The organism is Thomasclavelia spiroformis DSM 1552 (assembly GCF_025149465.1).
Classification (GTDB): domain Bacteria; phylum Bacillota_I; class Bacilli_A; order Erysipelotrichales; family Coprobacillaceae; genus Thomasclavelia; species Thomasclavelia spiroformis.
Window position 1 is genome coordinate 2096364 of sequence record NZ_CP102275.1, and the last position, 22095, is coordinate 2118458.

12 protein-coding genes are annotated in these 22095 nt (G+C 31.8%); 5 read left to right on the plus strand and 7 right to left on the minus strand.

All coding sequences use genetic code 11. The annotated features are described in order from the left end of the window. The first annotated feature begins 268 nt into the window (after positions 1–268). A complete protein-coding gene (locus tag NQ543_RS09960) occupies positions 269–1453 on the plus strand; it encodes an IS110 family RNA-guided transposase (RefSeq protein ID WP_039903945.1) in 1185 nt (394 codons plus the stop codon). A gap of 476 nt (positions 1454–1929) precedes the next feature. On the opposite strand, the gene NQ543_RS09965 is transcribed toward NQ543_RS09960, so the two are convergent. From NQ543_RS09965 to NQ543_RS09985, 5 genes are all read right to left on the minus strand, one after another. Next, the gene (locus NQ543_RS09965; protein WP_004609504.1) at positions 1930–6477 is read right to left on the minus strand and encodes a GH92 family glycosyl hydrolase; all 4548 of its coding nucleotides are present in this window, start codon (positions 6475–6477) and stop codon (positions 1930–1932) included. Between the two features lie 235 nt (positions 6478–6712). Then, positions 6713–7099: a DUF956 family protein gene (locus NQ543_RS09970; protein WP_004610666.1), complete on the minus strand. Its 387-nt coding sequence runs from the start codon at positions 7097–7099 to the stop codon at positions 6713–6715. A gap of 53 nt (positions 7100–7152) precedes the next feature. Continuing rightward, complete coding sequence (locus NQ543_RS09975; RefSeq protein WP_004609502.1) at positions 7153–8070, minus strand: PTS system mannose/fructose/sorbose family transporter subunit IID; 918 nt, start codon at positions 8068–8070, stop codon at positions 7153–7155. Between the two features lie 22 nt (positions 8071–8092). Continuing rightward, a complete protein-coding gene (locus NQ543_RS09980; RefSeq protein ID WP_004609501.1) occupies positions 8093–8911 on the minus strand; it encodes a PTS mannose/fructose/sorbose transporter subunit IIC in 819 nt (272 codons plus the stop codon). A gap of 12 nt (positions 8912–8923) precedes the next feature. After that, on the minus strand, positions 8924–9910 hold the full coding sequence (locus tag NQ543_RS09985) for a mannose/fructose/sorbose PTS transporter subunit IIB (protein WP_004609500.1): 987 nt from the start codon (positions 9908–9910) through the stop codon (positions 8924–8926). Between the two features lie 313 nt (positions 9911–10223). Between NQ543_RS09985 and NQ543_RS09990 the strand changes: the two genes are divergently transcribed. From NQ543_RS09990 to NQ543_RS10005, 4 genes are all read left to right on the plus strand, one after another. After that, complete coding sequence (locus NQ543_RS09990; RefSeq protein WP_039903943.1) at positions 10224–12251, plus strand: BglG family transcription antiterminator; 2028 nt, start codon at positions 10224–10226, stop codon at positions 12249–12251. Between the two features lie 2 nt (positions 12252–12253). Continuing rightward, positions 12254–12703, plus strand: a complete 450-nt coding sequence (locus NQ543_RS09995; protein WP_004609498.1) for a PTS sugar transporter subunit IIA — start codon at positions 12254–12256, stop codon at positions 12701–12703. A 64-nt stretch (positions 12704–12767) separates the two neighbouring features. Next, positions 12768–13835: a PTS fructose transporter subunit EIIC gene (locus tag NQ543_RS10000; RefSeq protein WP_039903941.1), complete on the plus strand. Its 1068-nt coding sequence runs from the start codon at positions 12768–12770 to the stop codon at positions 13833–13835. Positions 13836–13858: 23 nt separating this feature from the next. Then, a complete protein-coding gene (locus NQ543_RS10005) occupies positions 13859–14164 on the plus strand; it encodes a PTS fructose-like transporter subunit IIB (RefSeq protein ID WP_004609496.1) in 306 nt (101 codons plus the stop codon). 713 nt (positions 14165–14877) lie between these two features. Here the strand turns inward: NQ543_RS10005 and NQ543_RS10010 are convergent. Next, the gene (locus NQ543_RS10010) at positions 14878–20457 is read right to left on the minus strand and encodes a GH92 family glycosyl hydrolase (protein ID WP_004609495.1); all 5580 of its coding nucleotides are present in this window, start codon (positions 20455–20457) and stop codon (positions 14878–14880) included. 211 nt (positions 20458–20668) lie between these two features. Beyond that, positions 20669–22003, minus strand: coding sequence for an MATE family efflux transporter (locus tag NQ543_RS10015; RefSeq protein ID WP_004609494.1), 1335 nt, complete (start codon positions 22001–22003; stop codon positions 20669–20671). Positions 22004–22095: the final 92 nt, after the last annotated feature.

The window sequence follows — 22095 nt, forward strand, 5'->3', positions numbered from 1 at the left end:
GTCATCTACAGTATACCTTCTCCTTTCTATCAACCTTGTTTATCCGTGGTTGATGACGTTTAAGTTATTCTGTAAAATATTGAATATGTGAATGTAGATTTGTATTTTTTTCCTTGTGGCTTGACTACTTTAGAAAGGATCTTACCACACCTTATTCCTAAACAATGATGAGTTAGATGAGTCTTGAATTCCTATTTTGCACCAGGTTTTGTGGTCTAAGTGTTGTGGATACCATTTCACATAATCTATTAGGAAAGGATGTTTTATCATGAAGTTAGTTGGAATCGATATTGGAAAAAACAGACACTTCTTTTGCATCATGGATAAAGATACAGGTGAACTTATTATTTCGCCTACTTCTTTTGCCAACAATAAAGAAGGATTTGATTTTCTTGTTCAAAAACTTAAACCTTATTCTAAATCTTCTGTCTTGATTGGTATGGAAGATACCGGACATTATCATTTTGCTTTGTTAAAGTATCTCTTAGATCAAAGTTTTACTGTTGCCTTGATCAATCCCAAAACGACCGATTTCACGCGCAAGCTCCAAGGTGGTATCACGAAAAATGACAAACTTGATACGCTGACTATTTGCGACGTCTTAGATACCCCCAAACGTAAGAAACAGTATCGTATTACAAAGGTTGACAGTTTCGACCTTTATGAACAAAAACAGCTGACTAGACATCATCATAATTTAAAAAAGGAAATAAACGTCTATACAAATCGTTTACAAAAATGCATTGATGTTGTGTTTCCCGAGTTTAATAGTCTATTCAAGTGCAAGTATGGTACTGTCTACATGAATGTACTTAAAACATTTGGCAGTGCTGAAAATATCGCCAGTGCTGATATCAGAACCATTCGTAAATGTTTTGACATCAAAGGCAGAGGTGGTCGTATCTCTCTGACCGCTGAAAAACTTAAAGAGTGTGCCAAATCTTCTATAGGCATTTCTTCATCTGCAGAAGTGATTCAAATCAAGCATCTCATTAGTCAAATTGAACTTATTCATGATCAAATCGCTGAAATAGATAAAAAAATAGAAGAGTTCTCTGTTCAAAACAACTCTCCTATCCTAAGTATCCCAGGAATTTCTCATTTCTCTGGTACCTCTATTTTAGCCGAATTAGGAGAGATAAGCAACTACTCCAGCGCAAGAAAAATCATTAAATTTGCAGGAGTCGCTCCTTTGCATTATGAATCCAGTCAGTTTACTGCACAGCATACCGCTATTACAAAGAAAGGATCTAAATACTTGAGAAAGACCTTATATCAAATCATACTGCCTGTGATCAACAATAATCCAGTATTCAAACAGTATTATCAATTGAAGCTTTCTCAAGGCAAGGGACATCGTTGTGCTCAGGGACATTGTGTAAGAAAGTTGCTTAGAATCATTTATCATCTATTAACTACAGGTCAGCAGTTTGACCCTGAACTCCTGAGATAGTAAATAGCCATATGCAAATTTTAAAAATACCTTTTTCAAGGTAGTTTTCATCATGCCCAAAAACTACAAATACATATTCACTTTTTAAAGAACTTTACTAGTTGATTCATAAAATCAGGAAGTTTATTATTTTCAGACTTTTTCATCAAAAACTCTTGATTTTTATATAGTTAGCTTTCTCAAAATTAAAATCATTAATTAAAATATTATCCATAATTTAAAATTCTATTAATTTCACCTCCTTAAATCATTAAAAAACTTATTTACATTTCAATTATAAATCCAATAAAAAACTTTTACTATTTAGAACTTTTGTAATTATTTTTTCGAAAACTATAGATAAAATTTTTGTAAATTTATCATACAATAATTTTATATCAATAAACTAAAAGGTTACTGCTATCAAAATATATCAGTAACCTAAATATTTTATTAATTATAAGAGGAAAGAAAGCAATTTTAATTATTATCTAATATTAATCTTTTCTTTTTAATGCTGCATATCCAGCTACACTTAATAATGCTATTGTTGCAAACATTCCTGCTAAGCTTTCATCTCCTGTTTTTACACTTGTAGTATCACCATTATTTACTGGTGTACTTACTGTGTTATCAGTTGTTATTGTTTGTAATCCTGCAAGAGCTTTGGCTAGAACATCTTTTGCATTATCTACTTCAACTTGCGAAGCATTTGGATTATCAAATACTGCTTTTGCTTCATCTAATGCTTTTGTTAATCCATCAAATGTTGCTTTTGTATAGTTCGCCCCGTTTAATCCATTTGCTTGATTAATTAATTCTTCTAATAAGCTCTTATCTGGAATTAATCTTAAGTTCAAGAATGCTGTTACTAATTCACTGTATGCATTGTTTACTTCTTCTTGCATTGCATTTAAATCTTCGTATACAGCATTAGCTTCATTTAATTCTGTTTCAAATGCTGTCCATGTAGCTTGAATATATTTATCAGCTTCTAATCCACTAACTTTATCGATAAATGCTTTTAATGCTGTTTTATCACCTTGTTTAAAGTCTAACATATGCATAACGTTAGCAAGCCTATCAAATACATTATTTACTTCAACTTGTGAAGCACTAGTATTATTATATACTGCATTAGCTTCATCTCTTGCAGCAATAAATTCATCAGCTACTGCTGGTACGACATTAGCTAAATCTTCATCAGTGATTGCATTAGCTAAATCGATAGCGATACCTAATGCTGTTTTATCAGCTAACACATTTCCTAATAAGTGGAATTCATATACTCTTGCATTTGCAGAATCTGTATCACTTAATTTAGGAATTACCAAACGGAATTGACTACCCATAATTGGTTCATCAAGTGTAACTTTTACTTCATTTTCTTCAATATCTTTTAAAGTATATACATCTTTCCATTCACCATTTTCTTTAACTTGTAAAGAGAATTCTTTTGTAAGATATGATGAGTTTTCTGTTGCTGCACCAATAAAGATTAAACCATTAACTGCATACTTCTTATCAAAATCCATTTCCATCCAGAATTTTCCATCATCTGCATATTGATAACGACAGCTCCATTTTGTGTTCAAATCAGCATCAATTGCTTTTTCTGGTCCTTCATTTTCATTAGCTTGTCCATTAGCAGATACTTTAAGTGATGGATCATTCATAATACTTCCTCTAAATGTATCTACAACTAAACCTTCAATTGCTTCATTAAGTTTATTAGAAGCAGCTTCTAGCTCTTCATCACTAGCATCTTCTTTATCTATAATTGATTTAGCCTCGTTAATTGCTTCATTTAAATTATCTACACTTGCTGATGTATAAATTGATGTATCAATTGCTTCAGCTTTTTCTACAAGTGATTCAAGATGTGCTTTCCATCCATCCCAGATAATTAATGTTTCAACATATGAATCACCTTGACTAAATACAAATTCAAGTTTAGCACTTGAATCCACACCATCTTTTACAAGCGATGTTCCAAAGACAGTAATTTGATTATTATTTTCTCTTGAGAATGCATAATCTTCGTTTTCTACTAATTCTTTGCCATTAAATAATACTTTTTCTAATGTATTTCTATTATATTTAATATTAGCAACATAATCAGATGGATTAGAAATTTCAATTATTTGAGAATAATCCTCAAATAATTCTAATTCTCTTACTGCAATTTTACCCCATGTAAAGTTTGCTTCTTTAATTCTAATTCTTAATCCTATTATATCTTTAAGTGCTTTATTAAATTTAATATTTGCACTACAACGATTATCGCCACCGCTTTCGTCTTTCCATTCAGGTGTCCAATCTTCTACAATAACTTTCCATTGATCTGATGATGAATCTTTTATTTCAATATCCATTTTTGTAGGATTTTGGTTACCTCTATAATTTGACCAAATTTTAAATGATGTTACTCTACTTAATGGGTTATCCCATTCCATTGTCAAATAATATGGTGTATTAGACAAATCTTCATTTGAATGAACGTTCGCACTAACATAACCAGTGTCATAGTTTCCATCAATCAATGAAACTGATGGAACATCAATATCACCACCAGGTTGTCCATAATCAGTTGTACTTACTTTTGCTTTAGATGCATAGTTTTTACCTGTTACTCTAGTCACTTCACTATTTCCAAAGAATGGTGGTTCAGAATCATCTTCAGGACTTTGAGCATCTTCGTCATATTGGATTGCTTCTTTATGATAATCACTTGCCCAACTAGAAGGTGTATCATTCATGTTGAATTCTACATTTCCACCAGATGTAATTTGATTATATGTAATAACTGGAATATTTAATGCTTCGCCATTTAATGTTGCATCTTGAATATAACAGTTAGCATTTGTTTCATTATCATCATTATTATTTGCAGTGATAACAAATTGAGTATCTGTTTTTGGATTATTGATTGTAACTTTATCAAATATTGGACTTCCTATCATGTATTCTCCAGATGCTGGATTAACTGGATAAAATCCCATTGCTGAAAATACATACCAAGCAGACATTTGTCCACAGTCATCATTTCCTAATTGTCCACTAGTATCATCAAAATAACTTTCTAATAAAGTTTGTCTTGCATATTTTTGTGTTAAATCAGGACGACCACTAAAGTCAAACATATAAGCATAATGATGGCATGGTTCATTTTGTTGTTCAATCCATTTGTCGCCACCTAATCCACCAAATGCTTTTTCAAGTTCAGTGTTATAGAAATCTGCACCTTGATGTTCAGCCATGTATTCTAATAAACCTTGTGGATCATGTGGTGCAAACCAAGTATATTTTCTTCTATCACCTTCAGTAAATTGTTCTCCACTTGTTGACCAATTCCCATCTACGTCACGACCCATTGCATATCCAGTTTCAGGATTAATTGCATTTTTATAATTCATACTTCTATTTAAGAAGAATTTTGCCTCAGCATCTTTTCCAACTGCCATTGCTACTTGAGCTACACACCAGTCATCATAAGAAAATTCAATTGTTCTAGAAACGTTTTCATTAACGTAACCATTAGGTATATATCCTAATGCTTTATAAGCAGATAGTCCAGCGCGTGCTTCATATGGTACGTTTGTAGCTCTATCGCCCCATTTATAAATTGTTCCATCACCTTCTTGAGGAACCATTGCATCTTTCAATACTGCTTCATAAGCTAAATCATAATCAAAACCATCAAATCCTTTATTGATTGCTTCAGCTACAATTGAATCTGCATGTGTACCAATCATAATATTTGTATATCCAGGATTTGGCCATTTTGGCATATAGCCACCTTCTTGATAATTTTGTAATAATGATTGTACCATTTCATCAATCTTATCTGGAGCAACAATTGTCAATAAACTATTTTGTGCTCTAAATGTATCCCATAATGAAAAATCAGTATATGATTTACCTTCATGATATTGATCATCATAAGGACTAAAGTAAATATTTTTTCCATCTACTACTTCGTAGAAAGTTCTTGGATATAATAAAGCATGATACATTGCTGTATAGAAAATATGATTTTCTGATTCTGTTGCACCTTCAATTTGAATTGCATTTAAACGATCATTCCATATATTCTTTGTTTCTTCTTTAACTTCATTAAATTCTTTATCTCCAATTTCTTGTTCAATATTTGCTCTAGCTTGATCAACACTAACAAATGATGTTCCAATTCTTATTTCAACTGTTTCATCTTGTTCAGTATTAAAACTTAAATAAGCACCTGATTTTTGTCCATCAGCTGATGTAGCATCATTTTGGATTTTATAATTTTCATAAGTTCCTTTACCATCTGTATCTTTACTAAATTGAATAACGAAATATCCTTTAAGATTTTCAGGTGGATTATTATTTAAATGAGAACTCATGTTATCATTATTCCATCCAGTAATTTCTCCATTTTCTTCATCAATTTCAATATGTCCGTTTCCACGACCTCTTGCAGATTCAACAAATATTTTTGCTTCATCACTGCTAGGATAAGTAAAACGATAAATCGCACAGCGTTTAGTAGCAGTCATTTCAGCAGTGATTGGTTTTCCTTCTTCTTTACCAGCCGTTACTTTATAGTAATAAGGTGTTGCAGTTTCATCATCATGTGAAAAAGTCAACGCTCTTCCATTTTGATCAGGACTAACATCTCCAATTTGAGGCATAACATTAACATACCCATAATCACCCATCCAAATTGCTGGTTGGTGTGTTGCAAAGAAACCTTTAAATTTTGTATCTTTGTATTCGTAAGAAATGTCACCAATACGATTTTCTCTTGTTTGTGGTGTGAAATTAGTCATTCCAAATGGTGCACTTACAAAAGGTGCAGTTCCTGACCATTCACTATCCCCTTTAAAGTTATTTGTACCGATTAAAGGATTAACATGTTGTACTAAATCCTTAGTTTCATAATCACTTGTTGTAATTTCATAATTCGTACTTTCTTTTGCAAATACAGTCGATGCACTACCTAAGATATTAGTAAGTGCCACCATACCTGTAATCAAGAAAGATATGCTTCTTTTTCCTTTCATATTTACCTCCCACTATTTATGATATGATTTACAATTATTAAAGTCATCACCTCCAATCTTTCACAATTAAAGTATAATATTTCATACTTATTTTAACAATTTTCAACTTTTGTAATTATTTTTTCGAAAAGTCTAAATAAAATTTACGTAAAATAAATTTACGAAAATTTTATACTATTAAAACTGTTCTAAATAAAAAAAGCCCAATTGGGCATTTTCAATATAAGTATTAATATTATTTTTTCTTCGTCTTGATTCTAAACAGTCTCTTCAGTCCTCGGCCTACTACCTGAAAGAAACTCAGTGACTTTACCAGCCGGTTCGATTCTATATATTTGTTTACTGCTCTCAATGTCGCCTTGTTGTCTCTTGTTGAAAATGTAAACCTTCCGTTTTGCTTCGTCACTATCGCAAAGCGCGGTATCCATTTCCCTTTAAAGTTTACTGATGCCATCACATAGTCTATCTCTTCCCATGGTATCTGGATATAGTCCTTGAGATTCTTTTCATTATAGAATTCAAATGCCTTATCCCCTATCATCACCTTCCCATAGTTCGCCATCCCCAGATATGATGTCGCCGCTACTGTATAGTCTACTTTTGTATTCATTGACTGTACCATCTGTATTCTCCTATTTCTCTGTATAAAAAGCTCGGTTTCCCCGAGCTTTTCTTTTACATGATTCCTATTAAATGTGCTCCAATACCTACTATGAATAATGCGATGATTATTATGATTGGTGACACTTTTTTCTTTAATAGCCAGCAGCATAGTAATGTTAATAATAATGCTGCAAGCCCTGGAATTAACTGATCCAAGTTTTGTTGTAATGTTGTTACTTTTACTTCATCCAATGCTGAAGCTCCCAATTGACTGTATGTTGTCAATGCTGACTTGATCCCTTCTGCTCCTGATGGCAGATTTGACCAGTCAATGAATGCTCCTGCTGATTGTGTTACTTCTGATACTGTTGGTGTAAATGAAATACTTACCCAGCGTTGTACCAGTGATCCGATTATGAACATCCCTAATAGTGATGCCCCTTGTGTGATCTTTCCTAATAGCCCTCCTGATAAGTCTTTCGCTATTGATGTTCCTACTTTGTATCCGAATTCTTGTGTATACCAGATGAATGCCATTCTGATTATGTTCCATGCAAAGAAGAATAGTAATGGCCCCACGATATTTCCGCTTAATGCAAGTGATGCTCCTAAGGCACCTAATATCGGTCTTAATGTAAACCAGAATACTGGATCCCCTACTCCGGCTAATGGCCCCATCATTCCGACCTTAACCCCTTGGATTGCCTGGTCGTTGATTTCTGCTCCATTTGCTCTTTCTTCTTCCAACGCTAATGTTACACCCATTACTGGTGCTGATACATATGGATGTGTATTATAGAATTCCATATGTCTCTTTAATGCTTCTATTTGATCCTCTTTATTTGGATATAGTCTTTTGATGGCTGGTATTATTGAATAACACCATCCTCCGTTTTGCATACGTTCATAGTTCCATGAACCTTGAAGGAACTGATGACGCCATGCAACAGACATACGATCTTTTTTTGTTAACTTATATTTTTCTGCCATGTTTATTTTTCTCCCTTCAAGATTAATAATCGTTTAAGATATCTCCTAATGGGTCTCCAGAACCTCCGGCTCCGTTTCCTCCATTAGATCCGCCATTTTCTTTTAATCCTAAATAGATTAATGCTAATGCGATTCCAATTGCCCCTAGTGCAATTAATGTTAATTCTCCAATTGCTGCTAGTACGAACCCTAGTGCAAAGAATGGCCATGTTTCTTTTGTTGACATCATGTTGATTACCATTGCGTAACCTACTGCTGCTACCATTCCCCCACCGATTGTCATACCGTCTGCTAACCATGATGGCATTTGATTCAATGCCCCTGTTACTGCTGATGCTGGTACGAAGCAAAGTGCAGCTGCTGGGATTGCGATTCTGACACCTTGTAATAAGATCGCTAAGATTTGCCACATTTCCATTGATCTCATGTTTCCTTTTTCTGCTGCTGCATCCATGAAGTGTACCATTGGAATTGCAATTGTACGGCAGATCATTGTTAAGAATAATCCAGCTACTGAAAGTGGAATTGCTACTGCAATTGATGTTGAAATAGCAGTTTGCACATCAGTGCTTCCTCCTTCTAATCCTAACACCATGATGATTGCTGATGCTACTGATGCAAGTGCAGCATCAGGTGCAATTGCAGCACCTACGTTTGCCCATCCAAGTGCAATCATCTGTAGCGAACCTCCTAGAATGATTCCTTCTGTTGCATGTCCGCTTACGATACCTATTAAGGTACATGCCACTAGTGGTTGATGGAACTGGAATTCATCTAATACCCCTTCCATACCTGCTAGCAGGGCAACTATAATAATTAATATTACTGTTATGATTGACATTATAATTTCCTCCTAAGCATTTCCTAATTCGGCTTTTGCCTTTTTAAGAAGATTATCGATATTTTCTTTTGAATCACTTGGTACCTTGCGGATATCAAATTTGATTCCTTTCGATTTTATTTTCTCGATTGTTTTTACATCATCTTTATCCATTGCGATTGCTTTATTTACAACCACTTTTCCAATTGAATGCGCCATTGATCCGATGTTTAGTTCTTTGATCTCTACTCCACCTTCGATTGCTTTCAATGCATCCTGTGGTGTTTCAAACAGCAGCATCGCTTTTGTATTTCCAAATCGTGGATCCTTAGCTACCTTGATCATTTTATCAACTGGTACTACATTAGCTTTTACTCCTGGTGGCGCTGCCTGTTCGATCATTTTCTTACGAAGATCATCTCGTGCTACTGAATCTGATACTACGATGATTCGATTTGGATTTGTTGTCTTTGTCCATGTTGTAGCTACCTGTCCATGAAGCAAACGTGTATCGATACGTGCAAGTACATATTTGATCTTTCCGTCTCCGATCACTGTTCCTTCCGGAATTGCTCCTTGAACTGCTGCTTTTGTAGCTGCTGGAGCTGCTTTTACCGGTTCCAGTTTTTCAGGTTTTACTTTTACACCTTCTCTTGCAACTTCTACGATATGTTTTGCAATTTCATGTGCAGTTTGCATTGATAGACGAGAAGCATAAGCTTCAATCAGCATTGGCAAGTTCAAACCAGTAACGATTGCCCATGTGTCTTCATGTCCGTCGATTAGTCCATTAGATTGATTAAAAGGTGTACCACCCCATAAATCAACTAAAAACAAGACCTGTTCCTGATTTTCGAATGTAGCAATTGCTTCTTCTATCTTTGCCTTTAAATCATCTGGTCCTTCGCTAGGCTGTAATGTTACAGCTTTTACATCCTGCTGTTCTCCAAAGATCATTGATCCGGATTGTAGGATTCCGTTTGCGAATTCTCCATGACTAGCAAGAATAATTCCTACCATCTTTTTCTCCTCCCATTCTTTAGTCTTTGAAAGTTATAAGCATTTTTTATAGGAAATATTTATTTCTACAGTATTATTTATATACTTTATTTCCGTTAACTTTACTCATAACTATACTTTAAGTATATAAATATTTATCAATATTTTCAAGAATTTTATATATACTGACCCCTTATAAGTTTTGTAATTTTATTTACAAATCTTGTGAAATTTTAGAACATAAGAATATTTGTAAATTAAATTACGAAATTTCTAACTTTTCAAATTAATAATGTTCATTATAATATATACTAGGTAAATGGGAGGTATAAAAATGTTAATAAGTGCACGAATGCTTGAAATAGTAAAACATTTGTATCAGTACAAAACAACTACATATAAAGAAATAGAACAATCTCTTGGTATTAAAGAAAGAAATGTTAGATATGATGTTGACCGTATTAATGAAATATTAGCAGAAAATGGGCTAGAGCAAATAGAAAGAAAAGGTAAGGGTGTTTTAGAAGTCCCTGCTAATTTTAAAACATATATCTTTGAAACTAATAACGAATTTGTTTATTCACAAGCAGAACGTTCTTCAATATTATTGTTGTATCTTTTCTTTAATAACAAAGAATTAAAACTTAATAAAATTGCAAAGAAAATTCAAGTTTCTCGAAGTACAATTAAAAACGACTTTGATGAGATTGAGCAAATGTTATTAAAAAAGGGATTTGAAATTAAATATGATGATAATTTTATTATCAATGGTGATACAAGACATCGTATTCGCTTTATGGTAGGTGAAATAAAAAAATATATTTCATTAATTAAACATTCAAAATATTTAAATAGTTTTCAAGAATATGTTTTAGAAATTTTAGAACAATCATTTAAGGGTGTTTCATTAAGTAAAATTATTACATCAATTGATGATATGCTTGAAGAAACAAATCGTACATTTACAGATGAAACATATAACTGGTATGTTGCAAATATTTTATGCATGATATGGCTTTTTGAAAAAGATGGAATACCTGCTTTTGATCTTGGCTTTTTAGAAAGAGATGATCAAAATATTGATAAATTTATATTCCGGTTAGAAACACTTTTAAATAAAGAAATCGATAAAAAAAATCGTAATAAAATGATAAATTTCTTAAGTTATTTAAATTTATATGCAAAATCAGAAAATAGTTTAGATATGGTAAATGTTGAAGCAATAGTTACTAATTTTATTTCCGGAATGTCTTTAGAAATGGGAATTCCATTTCAAAATGATCCAATTTTAATCGAAGGGTTGTTCAATCACATTGTTCCACTTATTCAACGGATTAAATTAGGTGTAGTAGTTGATGAAAATGTTATTTCATTATTATCTACAAAGAATTTAGAAGTATATGAAATTGTATCTCGAGTTATAACAAAAATAGATATTTTAAACAAAATTACAAATGAAAATGAGATTGCCTATCTAACAATTCATTTTATTGCTAGTCTAAAAAGAATCAATACCACTAATCGTAAAAAAGTATTACTCGTATGTGGACATGGTTATGGCACAACAACTATGTTAAAAGAAACATTATTAACTGAATATCAAGTTGAAATAGTTGACACAATTCCAAAATATAAAATATCAAGTTATCAAAACTTTGATAATATCGATTTAGTTATTACAACTACAAAATTAGATGTTGGTATTGATTATTTAAAAGTAAATCCAATTTTAACAGAACTAGATGATAGATGTTTGATTAATGCTGGAATAGCCAGAAGAACACCGTTATCAAATTATTATTCAATAAATAAATCTTTGGACTTTTTAACTGATGAAGATAGATTAAGGGTATTAGATGTTATTAGGGAAGAACTTGGATATCGTGATTTATGTAAACCGAAGAAAATTGCTAAATTAAGTGATTTATTAAGTGAAAATGTTATTAAAATCGTTGATGAAGAAATGACATGGGAAGAAGCCATTATACAAAGTTGTAGTATCATGGAAAATATCAATGCTATTAATAGAAACTATATGGAATCTATTTTTGATATAATTGAACAAAATGGTTTTTATTCAATTATTGATGGTTCATTTGCATTATTACATGGAAATTGTGATATTGGCGTGTATAAAACATCTATGAGCATGATCATTAATAAGAAAAAGATAAAATTTGGAGAAAAAGAAGTTAATATAATTTTCTGTTTATCTAGTAAAGATCAAAAAGAACATATACCAGCGATTATTAATCTTATGAAATTAGAAAAAACTACAGATTTCATAAAGTATGTTTTAAAAGCCGATTCAAGTAAAGAAGCGTATGAAACATTAGTACAATATGAAAGGAGAATTATATAATAATGTATCTGGCAGATAAAGAATGCGTAGTATTTGATATCCCAGATACTACAAAAGATAACGTAATAAAAACTTTAATTAGTAAACTTGATAAAGTAGGATGTATCTCTAATGTCGAAGAATTTTATAAAAATGTTTTAGACAGAGAAGAAATTTGTGCTACAGCAATAGGAAACGAAATGGGTTTACCTCACGGCAAAACTTCAAATGTATTAAGACCATCTATTTGTTTTGGTCGATTACTTAATCCAGTAATATGGAATGAAAAAACAGGCGAAAAGGTTAAATATGTTATATTGATAGCTGTTCCAGAAAAAAATTCATCTGATGTACATATGAAAATTATTTCTTCTTTAGCCCGTAAATTAATGCATACAGAGTATCGAAATATATTACTAAACGGAACCCAAGAAGAAGTATTTGACTTTTTAAATGCAACAGTAGAAATATAAATTATATATAATGATTTGTTGTAGTATAATACAGATATGTATACCATCTTAATGGAGGATGAAAATGAAAAAAATACTAACAAATTTAAAACGTCATTTACTTACTGGTACATCTCATATGATTCCATTTATTGTAGCAGGAGGAATTTTATTTTCAATTTCAGTTATGTTAAATCCCGATGGGGCAACGGCCCCATCAGGAGATAGCAATACTTTTCTTTATGGCTTATCACAGATTGGAAATGCAGGATTAACTTTATATATTCCAATTCTTGGTGGATATATTGCATATTCTATTGCTGATAGACCAGGATTAGCCCCTGGAATGTGTGGAGCATGGATTGCTAGAGATATTGGTGCCGGCTTTTTAGGCGGAATAGCTGCTGGCTTTATTGCTGGTTATATTGTCAACCAATTAAAAAAAATCAAACTATCTACATCTTTAAAATCATTAGGTACAATTTTTTTATATCCATTGGTTGGCACCTTTTTAACAGGTGGCATTGTATTTTGGTTAATTGGAACACCACTAAGTATGTTGATGAATGAACTAACAGAATGGTTAGCAGGCATGAGTGATGCTGGATTAATTCCTTTAGGTTCTATTTTAGGAACAATGACAGCATTTGATATGGGAGGACCAATAAATAAAGTATCTACTTTATTTGCTCAAACCCAAGTAAATACTTTACCCTATTTAATGGGAGGAGTTGGTGTTGCAATTTGTACGCCGCCACTTGGCATGGGACTAGCAACATTATTAGCACCAAAAAAATACAGTAACGAAGAAAAACAAGCAGGTAAAGCTGCAATTATAATGGGCTGTGTTGGAATTACAGAAGGAGCAATTCCTTTTGCTGCGAATGATCCAATAAGAGTTATTCCTTCTATTTGTGTTGGAGCAGCAATTGGAAATGTAATTGCATTTCTATCAGGTGTACTAAATCACGCCCCATGGGGTGGATTTATTGTATTGCCCGTAATAGAGGGACGATTAGGATATATTCTAGGTATCGTTATCGGTTCAATTATTACTGCTATAATGGTAAATTTATTAAAAAAAGTAAATACAGATAAAACTGATTATAAAGATAATTTAGATGATATTGAATTAAATTTTGAAGAACTATAATACATTATAAAGGAGTGGAGAGAATGAAAGTTGTTGGATGTACTGCATGTCCTTCAGGAGTAGCACATACATATATGGCTGCTGAAGCATTAATGTTATCAGGAAAAAAATATGGTGTCGAAGTACACATGGAAACTCAAGGGGGGTGTGGGATTGAAAATAAATTAGATCCTAAAGATATCGAAGAAGCAGTTTGTGTTATTTTATCAAATGATATTAATATCGAAGGAGAAGATCGTTTTAAAGGAAAAAAGGTTCTCCGTATGGGAGTTTCTGATTTAATTGAAAAATCAGATGCAATTATTTCAAAAATCAAAAAAACATTTTAAATGGTTAATCATTTTTAGAAATATAATAAATATGTGTATCAAACATAAATTAGTGAATTTCTTTTCCATCTATTACTGTTAAATTAAAATGCAAATATTCATTAATTATGATAATCTATCTCATAAAGAGTTTGTTAAATCGAGCAAACTCTTTTTTTATTGTTTTCTATAATGTTTTTATATTCAGTAATTTAACTAAATCCAATTTTAATAATTATATAAGATTATTAATCCTTGTTTGATATCTATAACGAATTTAAATCAAACTCTTTCTAGCCTATTATTTCCTATTTCTTTATTTTTAGTTATTTAATATACAGTATTCCAATTTAAACTATGATGAATACTATCTTTTTAAAGATATCTAATTAAATTTTTTTCATACAAAAAAAAACCTTTCATGACATGATTAAATTACTTATATCAATCTATCAAGAAAGAATAATATCATGTACGATGATATCACTTATATTTTAAAATTAAGTCATGACAATGTACTATTCTGCATTAAAAAACTTTTTATCTTTCATAAGTTCTATATTAAAGATTATTAAAATATTAAACTTAATTATGAGACACTTTAATGCTTAAAAATGTAGCAAATGACATATTATCTCTATATTTCTAAATTTATTTGATATTTAAATTAAAATTTCTATATATCGCATACAAAAACGGGATGATTTAATCATCCCGTAAATTATATATGACTATTAATCATTTTCTTTTTTTCTAAGAACTTTAGCTCCTGCAATACTTAATAATGCTAATCCTGCTAATGTTCCTACTAGTGCATCATCACCTGTTTTTACACTTACTGTACTATCACCATTACTTACTGGTGTTTTTGCAGTATTGTCTACTGGTGCTGTCGTATTTGCTTCTAAGCTATTGATTGCTTTTTCTAATACATCTTTTGCACTATTTACTTCTTCTTGAGTTGCATTTGGATTTTCAAATGTTGCTTTAGCTGCTGCTAAGGCACTTTCTACTACAGCATATGATGCTTTTGTATAGTTTGCACTATCTAATCCTTCTGCTTTATTGATTAATTCTTCTAATAAGCTCTTATCTGGAATTAATCTTAAATTCAAGAATGCTGTTACTAATTCACTGTATGCTGTGTTTACTTCTTCTTGCATTGCATTTTCATCGTTATATACAGCAATTGCTTCATTTAATTCTGCTTCAAATGCTGTCCATGTATCTGTTGAGTATTTAGTTGAATCTAATCCACTAACTTTATCAATGAATGCTTTTAATGCTGTTTTATCTCCTTTGTAGAATTCTAATTTATGCATTGCTTCAGCTAAACGATCAAATGCTGCATTTACTTCTGGTTGCATTGCATTTTCATCTGCATATACTTCTTTAGCTTCTTGTAATGCTGCATTGAATTCTTCTACTACAACTGGGATTACATTATCTAAATTAGCTTGATCAGCTAAGTCAATTGCAATCTTTAATGCTGTTTTATCTCCTTTGTAGAATTCTAATTTTTGCATTACTGATGATAAACGATCAAATGCATTATCTACTTCTTTTTGTGTTGCATTTGCTTCATTATATACTGCATTTGCTTCATCCCTAGCTGCTTTGAATTCTTCTACAACTACAGGAATTACATTTTCTAATTGTTCATCAGTTACAGCATTTGCTTTATCTACTGCCATTTTTAATAATGTTTTATCAGCAGTTGCCATGAAATTAAAGTAATCAACATTTGCTACATATGCTTGATCTACATCAACTGGATCATTTCCTACAAATGTAAAATATAAATCATGTAATCCAATAAATTGATTACGAACAGCTTCAGGAATTTCTACTGTTGTTGTAACATAGTTACCCCATCCGCCAGTTTTAGTAGTACCTACTGTAAATAATGGATCACCATCACGTGAATCTACACGTACTTCGATTTCACCTTTTTCACATCCATCACTATTTTGTACTGAATATCTAACTTCAAGTTTATCTGGAGCTGTATTAAATTCTACATCACGGTATCCTACCCATGTATCTTTTTTAACACCACCAATATTTGTACCATCATTTACGATGCTACTATGACTTGTATCAAAGCTTTCTGCTTCAATTTTTTCTAAACCATCTCTAACGTTTTCAACACGTTTAATGATATCACGTAATGCATTGTATTGTGCTACGATTTCATCTTGAGTCGCATCTGGATTATCAACCACTGCTTGAGCAGCTGCAATACCATCATTTAAGATTTGTTTTACTGTATCACTCATTTGAGATTGATCAATTTCTTTAGCACTTGCAATTACTTTGCTCAATAAATCTTTTGTAATACCTGAATAATCATCTGCATCTCCAAGTAATTCAACTTCTGATAAAGTTGTTCCACCTTTTAATGCTAATTTATAATATTGATATGCTGATGGAGCATCTACACCGAATGGTCTAGTATATCTTCCCCATTCGAATTCGACATTATCTCTATTTGCAATTTCTGTCCATTCACTTCCATCATTTGATCCATATAATACAAATGAGCTAGGAGCGGCAGCTTGTTGATCTTTTGTTGATGTTAAAGTCATCATATTTACAGTTACAGGTCTATTAAAGCTATAATATAATTCTGTATCTTCTGTAAATGTTGCAGCATTATTTGAATTGTTATCAAATAAATTAGTAATATCGCTAACATCTTTTCCAGAAACAGTATCTTTATTAACATACATAGCAAATTCATCTGTAACATCTAAGCTTGAAACAGTTAAATCTTCATCTGGATTTGGAACTTCGCTTCCAGTTGTAATTGAAGTACCATCTCCTTCAACACCCCATTGTTTATTTGGAGTAGATCCCATATTGAAAACAATTTCTCCACCATCAGTTAATGTTTTTGCAGAAATGAAGCTTGAATTATGAGCTTCTCCATTAACAGTCATTGATTGAACATAAACATTTTCATCACTATTGTTATTAGCTTTGATTGTTAATGTTTTACCATTTTCTAAATGAATAGTTGCTTCATCATATAACGGAGAGCCAATAGCATATTCACCACTACCCATATTTACTGGGAAGAATCCAAGTGATGATAAAACTTGCCATCCACTCATTTCACCATTATCTTCATCACCTAAGTACCCTTGTCCAAAATCAGCACCTACATAACATCTATGTAATACATCACGAACTAATGCTTGTGTTTTCCAAGGTTGTTTAGCGTAATTGTACATGTAAATAATACCATGTGAAGGTTGGTTACTATGACCATATTGTCCTAACTTAACTTCACGTGCTTCTCTTTGTTCATGAATACCACCTACACCATCAGTTGCATTATATCCATTATAAGTACCTTTTGTTGTAAAGATTGTATCCATTCTTGCTGCTAATGCTTCAGTTCCACCATATAAGTTAGCAAGACCAATTCCATCTTGTGGTACTGTTACAGTCATGTTATATGCATCTGTTTCAGTGTAATCTCCTCCCCAGAATGTTGGATCAAAACTATCTCCACTAGTAAATTCACCATTAGCATTTTTACCTTTAAACCATTTTTCAGTTGGATCATCAGATGAACCATCAAATAAATTTACATAGTTTAAAGCTCTGTTACGATAATATTCTACTTCGTCTAAATATGTTTGTGCAGCTTCTTCGTCACCTGCAGCTAAAGCTTCATCAGCTAATCTTTGAGCCATTTGTGAAATACCATAGTCATTGATATAGCCTTCCATTGACCATGAGAAACCTTCACCTGTTGAATTAGTTGTGTATCCTCTGAAAATAGATGTAGTTAATTCAGCTCTACCACCTAAAGTCAAGTTTTCAACATTTGCAACTGATGCGTTCTTTAAAGCTGATTTATAAGCATTTTCAATTTCAAAGTCTGCACCTTTTGCTGCTGCATCACCAAAAATTACATCTGAACTTGTTCCTACCATTGAGTTTGTTCCACCTGGAGCAACCCATCTAGGAACCCATTCACCATCATTGTAATGTTCAACTAAACCGTTTAACATTTCTTCATATTTTTCTGGAGTCAATAATGAATAAGCAGCCCAAGTAGTATGATAAGTATCCCAGAAACCGTTATTATAATATAATTCGCCTTCTTTTACTTCATCACTTACTGTACTCTTATATTCCCAAACTGGTTCTTCATTAGTTCCAGTATTTTCTGATAATAAGTTTGGATAACAGAATAATCTATATAAGTTAGAATATAGAGTTACTTTTTGTTCATGAGTAGCTCCTTTAACTGTAATAACATCTAACTTGTCATTCCATTCTTCTCTACTATCATTATAAACTTCATCAAAGTCTTTTTCTTGAAGTTCTAAATCAAAGTTCTTTTTAGCTTGTTCAGGACTAATGAAAGATGTAGCAACTTTCATTTCAACTGTTTGAGCATCACCAAAGTTAATAATAGCAGAATTTTCTGAACTATTTCCATAACGAGAATCTGTCCATTCTGTATCAAATTCCCCATATATGTACATAGTTTTCATACCATTACTATTATTGTTTGTATAAGCTGTAAATGATTTATGATCATCATTTAAAGTAACTTTTTTATTGCTTCCACGAACTGAATCTAAAATTACGTTATGATAAGTCGCAGTATCATCAAATGTAAATTTAGTTGCAGATCCATGCAATGTTGGTGATAATTCTAATTTTGATCCAGCTGCATTTCCTTCTGTAAATTCAACTGAATAGTAATGAGCTTTTGCAGTTTCATTTTCATGTGAGAATTTTGCAGCTCTTTCATTTGCTCCAATTGAAGAATCACCATTTGGATCAATACTTGTATTTACCATGTATTCCCAGTTTCCACGGTCACCAACCCAGTAACTTGGTTCATGGCTTACACTAATATGTTTAAGAGTTCCTGTGTTACCATTTTGTTGATATGTATATAACTTGTTATCACCACTATTAGTTACTGGTGCCCAGAAGTTAAATCCATGTGGTACTGTAACTAAAGGTGCAGTTAATCCACGTGAGAAGTTTGGTGAGTCATTAGTTCCACGTAAGATATTTACATATTCAGCTAAGTTGTTGTCATCATATTCTTCTAAAGCTTCTTCATAGATTTTTACATTATCTAAATAATTTCTAAAATCTACATCTTCTTCAGCTTTATTGTCTTTGTTGTCATAAGCAACTAATACTTCAGTAATTACTTTACCTCTCAAGCTTGGATATTCTCCTAAACGAGCAGTAATTTTATTCCATTGATTAGTTGTTAATGTACGAGAATCCCCTTGACCTTGTGGTGTTAATAAATTACCATTAGTATCTTCGATTCCCATATCACTCAAATATGTTCCATCACTAAATTTTAAATCAACTGCCATATTCATTTGTGTCCAGTTATAATCATATTCTCCATTAATTAAACCTGGGAAAATCAAATAACTTAAAGCAGTATTTTCAGTAATTGTAATATTTAAGTCTTTGTACAAAGTATTCCATGAATGAGCAGCTCCTGTTCCTAGATGTTTACCTGATACTTCTAGAGCAAAGCCATCATCCCATCCTACATTTGTACTTTGGTTCCATGCTTCAGTTGGACCAGTTGAAATTTTAGTGACCATAGTTGGTTCTACAACTTCTTCTTTTTCTTCACCTGTTCCTAAAAGCAAATCAGCAAATTGTGTTAACTGATTATTTCCTTGGTTTGCAGTAACTTCAATTTTGTAATATTGATATGCAGTTGGTGTTGCAATTGCATATTCTTTCTTTTCAAATCTTGTTGAAAATGCTTGATCACTTTGTTGATCGATTACAACCCATTCATTTCCATCTGTAGATCCGTAGAATGTCCAATTTTTTGGATCACGTTCTGGAGAATCGTTTGCTGATACCATCGCATAGCGATCTAAAGTTTTTGCTTCTTCAAAAGCAAACTCTACATGAACTGGGTTATCTTCTGATGGAACATTATCATTAGTTAAGAATTTTGATCCAGAATCCCCATCGAATAGTTTAACTTTTCTTTCAGCATCATTGAAGTCGCTGCTTCCAGTAACGGTACTTAGATCAACTTCTCTAGTAACATCACCTTTGATCAAATCAGCAGGAACAAACCCCTCAATGTTTTCACTACCTTTAGTTTTGTCAACTGTATTTTCTAAAAATCCTTCTTCACCATTGAAAGAAGTTTCCCACAAAATAATATCTTCTGTGAGCTGATTTCTAGTATCAGTTGCAAGAACATTGATTGGGCAAGAACTAATAATAGTAGTTGCACTAATCAATCCAGTAGCAAAATACGAAAATAGTTTTTTCTTTCTTGCTTTCATTTTCTTTTTCTTTCTCCTCCTTATAATTTTATATCTTAATTATATCATTCGTTTTATTTATTTTAAGTTATAATATTTGTAATTTTTTTTACAAAATTTATAACCGCTTACCATATTTGTACGTTTTTCTTCTATATAAGTAACAAAATTAAAAAGTCTTTCTAACTCTTTATCTAGAAAGACTCAAAATCTTAACACAAACTAAACAAAACTAAGCTTTCATCATCCAATTAGATTTTAAATAATACATTAAAAAAACAATTGAACTTAAGGTCCATGTTAATGGATATGCCCAAAATACTACTTCAATTTTAGGGACAAAAGATACAACAATAGAAATATACGTAACTCGAATTATACACCAACAAACAAGCATAACTAACATTGGAACAATTGATTTACCTGCCCCTCTTAATATCCCAGCAATACAATGAGAAAATGCTAACAAAAAATAAAATAATGTTACTGTTCTTGCCTGTGCACTACCAAATTCAATAACCGCTTTTGTTCCATCAAACATTGCAATCAATTGTGGAATATATATGTAAATTACAATTCCTACTAACTCTGCTAAAATCAAAGAACAAATTATTCCAAATCTAGATCCTTTTTTTACTCGATCATATTTCTTTGCTCCTAAATTTTGACTAATAAATGTTGTTAGCGCCATCGCAAAACATGTTATCGGTAAAAAACCAAATCCTTCAATTTTTGAATACGATCCACATCCTGCTACTGCCATTTTTCCAAAACTATTAATATGACTTTGAACTACAACATTTGCAAGTGCAATAATAGAATTTTGAACTCCAGTTGGTAAACCATTAGAAATAACTTGTTTTAATAAATAACGATTAAAACGAATATCTTTAATAACCAAACGATATTCTTTAGGTGCTTTTGTTAAATGTACAATACATAAAATTGCACTAATAATTTGTGAGATAATTGTTGCTAAAGCAGCAGAACCAACCCCCATATTAAATCCAGAAATAAAAACAAGATCCAAAACAACGTTAATAATTGATGAAATAATTAAATAATATAATGGATGTTTACTATCCCCTACAGCCTGTAAAATACCAGTTAAAAAATTATATAAGACAAATGCAATCGATCCCATAAAATAAACTCTAAAATAAATAATTGAATTCGGTAATACATCTTTAGGTGTTGCCATTAATTCAAGTATTTTAGGTGCTAAAATAACACCACACAAAGTTAAAAAAATTCCTGAAACAATTCCCAAAGCAATAGTAGTATGAATCGCTAAATGAACTCTTTTATAATCCTTTGCCCCAAAATAACGGGCAATAACTACACCTGCCCCTACAGCAATCCCATTAAAAAAACCGACTAATAAAAAAATCAAATTTCCTGAAGAACTTACCGCTGCTAAAGCACTACTTCCTAAATAATTTCCCACAATCAGTGAGTCAGCAGTATTATATAACTGTTGAAATAAATTACCTAAAAATAACGGTATTGCAAAAGCAATTATCGTTTTAGCAATTGAACCTTCACACATTGAAGTCCCCTGTTTCATATCTATCCCCCTTTAAATATAATAAATTCTATCACATATTTTGCACTTGTAAAATAACAAAATCATTACGATAATTAGTAAATTAATATATT